Consider the following 3720-nt stretch of genomic DNA (forward strand, 5'->3'; position numbering starts at 1 on the left):
TTGTGTTTTAAACACTTGCAAAGAAAACAACAATTCTTTTCAGCATACGATATTGCAAAATATACAAAAGGTGCATCCAAAGAATGTAACTTGCACAGCCAAACGATACAGGCAGTTACAGAAGAATTAGTGACAAGACGCAAGCAATTCAAGAAATCAAAATTAAAATGGCGTGTTAGCAATAAAAAATCAGCTAGACGCTCTTTAGGATGGATACCATTCAAGAAAGTAGCAATCAAATATGCTGATGGTTACGTTCAATATGGCAAGTATCAATTCAAACTATGGGACAGCTACGGACTGAGCAAATACAATATTAAAACAGGTTCGTTTGTCGAGGATAGTCGTGGGCATTGGTATGTTTGCCTTGTGGTTGATTCAATTAAAACTGAGAAAACCACCGCTAAAACCTCAATTGGCATAGATTTAGGTTTAAACGATTTAGTGACTTGTTCAGATGGCGTAAAATTGAAAGCGCCTAAAATCTATCGGCAATATGAACAAAAACTTGGCATTGCACAACGTGCAAAAAATAAGAAACGTGTTAAAGCGATTCACGCCAAGATCAAAAATATTCGTCAAAACATGCTGCATCAATTCAGCCATAAATTGGTGAATGAACATGCAGCAATCTTCGTTGGCAATGTGAATGCCAAAGCATTAGCACAGACTAGATTAGCTAAGTCAGTGTTAGATGCAAGTTGGACAACACTAAGAACCATGCTCAAGTATAAATGCGAGAACGCAGGTGTATGGTATGAAGAAGTCAATGAAGCGTATACCACCCAAACGTGTTCGTGCTGTGGCTCACGCTTCAGTAGTCCGAAAGGTAGAGCAGGTTTAGGAATAAGAGAATGGCAGTGTTGTGAGTGTGGTAGCTCATGGGATCGGGATATAAATTCCGCACTGAACATTCTTGCGCTCGGACATGAGCGTCTCGTAGGAGGAATCTCCGTCCTTTAGGTCGGGGAGGATGTCAATATGGTGCGCAGTGCATTTTACAATTTGACACAGGTGGATTTGGCGTTTGGCTTGAATCACCGTCATTATCGTCGTTACATCCACTGAGCATTAAACAACAGTTTGGGGCTAAAATTAAAAATAAACTTTTCATTAACCATTTCCGTATTTCAAAGAAGCTGTTAGTCAATACAAAGCCCATGACAGTTTGGTGATGCTTTGGTTTCAATTCCATTAAGCTTTTGAATGAACAATAAAAACGCATCCGAAGATGCGTTCATTTTCAAGCGAATTAAATTACCAACCTAATGCTTCTTGTTGTTTTTTCACAAGTTCTGCAATGCCTTTTTCAGCCATTTCGAGCATGGCATTGGATTGCGCACGGGTAAATGGTTTTTCTTCTGCCGTACCTTGAATCTCAATGAATTCACCAGATTGAGTCATCACTACATTTAAGTCAGTTTGACAGTTCGAATCTTCTTCATAGCAAAGATCAAGTAATACTTCATCTTTATAGATTCCCACTGAAATTGCAGCAACTAAACCTTTTAATGGGTCTTGTTTAATTTTTTTCTTTTCAAGCAATACATTCATTGCATCGATCAATGCAACCGCTGCACCTGTAATCGATGCTGTACGTGTACCGCCATCCGCTTGGATCACATCACAGTCGATGGTAATGGTATTTTCACCAAGTTTTTTGAGGTCAACCATGGCACGTAAGCTACGACCAATCAAACGTTGGATTTCTTGAGTACGTCCAGATTGTTTACCACGTGCTGCTTCACGGTCACTACGTGTGTGTGTTGAGCGGGGCAACATGCCGTATTCTGCAGTGACCCAACCTTGACCTTGACCTTTGAGAAAGCGTGGAACTGAGTTGTCAATACTTGCAGTACAAAGCACTTTGGTATGACCAAATTCAACCAATACAGAACCTTCCGCATAACGTGTGTAATTACGGGTAATTTTAACGTCACGTAATTGGTCTAATGCACGTTGGTCGATACGCATAGCTTGTCCTATTTAGATTGGAAAATATTGTGGGCAATTATAGCAGATACAAGGAGGATGGTTTTATTACATGTATGATTTTTGGATTTGTGGAAGAAAAGCAGAGCTCATCTGAATTCTTAATTTTGTCTATCACAAAACTTAAGCACTGTGATATAAATGAAATAGATGTTTTATTGCTTTGAATTCGCATAAGAGATTTATGTTAAATAGAATATCTAAGACTGTAGCCTACGCAATACTGTTTGCAGCTACAGCTCAGCAACGTAATATAAGTTATGCAGAAATGAGAATCTTGTCGATTAGCGCATCTGAATTGATCTTACGCCAATCGACAAGAATTGACCCAGACCCTGTTATTTGAAATGAATTCTAGCGAAAAATGGATTTGATGAAATGATGAGAATTTTGGGAATTATTGATCAAAATTTGTATACCTTTTCCCGCATATTACCTATCGCTAACTAATTATTAGAATGAATACTACAAAGATTTAATTATTACATAAAGCATTGTTTTTAAAAAATAATATAGATTATATGAATTTAAGAAATTGCTTGAATTATATAATTCTTAAATTGTAAATATTTATTAAAAGTCCCGAATTTGGGACTAGAGTCCACCATTAGATAATGTGGACTCTTTTCAAGCCAAAATAATTAGGGATTTAATTGACTTCCTTTTGGAATAAGTGGGTTGTCATCACCAAAATTAATCTTCTCTTATTTTTCGGAAGGCTCTTCTTCATTACCTAAAACATATATTGTTTCGGCTTCTTCGTGACCTCCATCGTACCTATGCGTTAATGCTGTAACTGCAAGTAACTTCCAACCTTTTTTTAGATGCTGATTTACTTGGAAATCACTGTTTAACTCTTTGACTTGTCGAATTGCGGTAAGTGAATTTTCACTCATGATAATACTCACTGAAAAAATTTATTTTTCTTATATAAAGACTTTTTTTATACTTCAATGCCTTAAAACAAAATAATTGTTAAATCATTATGAAGTCGCATAACTTCATTTTATGTTAAATAAATGCTAATGCTACAGAACAAAATCCTATACCATACATGACGAATACAGAGCCATCACTGAAACAATCCTAATTTGTATAGAAAAATGCTGAAAGAAAAAAGAGCAAAGAGAAGCCAAAACCAAACTAAAAAGACAAGAGCAAGCAAGGGACAACAAAATTCAAGATAATGGCAAATAGCGATAGCCCTAATTAGAAAGTGGAAGCGATCTATCATTAGGTCACTCACACTCCATTCACTTTGTGTTTTTATTTTTTAAGGTTATTAATACGACTACGTGCTTCCCATAGTAATCTCTCATTTACATCATCAGGATTCCTCTTATAACGAGCTTCTGCATCCTTTAAACCATATTTGGGAAATACTCGTACAAGAACCATTTTTAAAAAAACCCAAACTATAACTAATGCAAATATAATTCCAATTAATTCAAACATATTAAACTCTTAAATCATTTATCTACGGTGTTTTTCCATGCTAATTCTAGCTGCTTCCATAAATCTATAATTAGCATCTGTAGGGTTCTCCATATATTTTTTTGTAGCACGCTCATAGTTTTTTTCTGGTGATGATAATAAAAATCTAAGTATTTTAAATCCAAAAAATGCAACAACTAAAAAACCTATAAATTCAAACTTGGATTCTCAAATGAAGTGCAACAGAGATTAAATTATTGGAAGGAAGCAAGATGAGCTAGCATTTTGCTTCCG

4 protein-coding genes are annotated in these 3720 nt (G+C 35.8%); 1 reads left to right on the plus strand and 3 read right to left on the minus strand.

The genetic code is table 11. From position 1 onward, the window contains the following. The coding region (locus HX129_RS17570; RefSeq protein WP_286436390.1) for an RNA-guided endonuclease InsQ/TnpB family protein at positions 1–963 on the plus strand (963 nt) is incomplete at its 5' end. A gap of 294 nt (positions 964–1257) precedes the next feature. Here HX129_RS17570 and rph read toward each other — a convergent pair. From rph to HX129_RS17585, 3 genes are all read right to left on the minus strand, one after another. Further along, positions 1258–1974 carry a ribonuclease PH gene (gene rph, locus HX129_RS17575; RefSeq protein ID WP_111860229.1) on the minus strand — a complete coding sequence of 239 codons (717 nt, stop codon included), beginning with the start codon at positions 1972–1974 and terminating at the stop codon, positions 1258–1260. A 722-nt stretch (positions 1975–2696) separates the two neighbouring features. Next, positions 2697–2888, minus strand: coding sequence for a hypothetical protein (locus HX129_RS17580; protein WP_111860230.1), 192 nt, complete (start codon positions 2886–2888; stop codon positions 2697–2699). Between the two features lie 370 nt (positions 2889–3258). Then, positions 3259–3447 carry a hypothetical protein gene (locus HX129_RS17585; RefSeq protein ID WP_111860231.1) on the minus strand — a complete coding sequence of 63 codons (189 nt, stop codon included), beginning with the start codon at positions 3445–3447 and terminating at the stop codon, positions 3259–3261. Positions 3448–3720 lie beyond the last annotated feature (273 nt).

The sequence above is a fragment of the Acinetobacter sp. 251-1 genome (genome assembly GCF_030329305.1).
Classification (GTDB): Bacteria; Pseudomonadota; Gammaproteobacteria; order Pseudomonadales; family Moraxellaceae; genus Acinetobacter; species Acinetobacter piscicola_A.

What these genes read in the sequence shown, in the direction of transcription:
- rph (WP_111860229.1), bottom strand. Translation starts at nt 1,974, where the DNA reads ATGCGTATCGACCAACGTGCATTAGACCAATTACGTGACGTTAAAATT.
- HX129_RS17580 (WP_111860230.1), bottom strand. Translation starts at nt 2,888, where the DNA reads ATGAGTGAAAATTCACTTACCGCAATTCGACAAGTCAAAGAGTTAAAC.
- HX129_RS17585 (WP_111860231.1), bottom strand. Translation starts at nt 3,447, where the DNA reads ATGTTTGAATTAATTGGAATTATATTTGCATTAGTTATAGTTTGGGTT.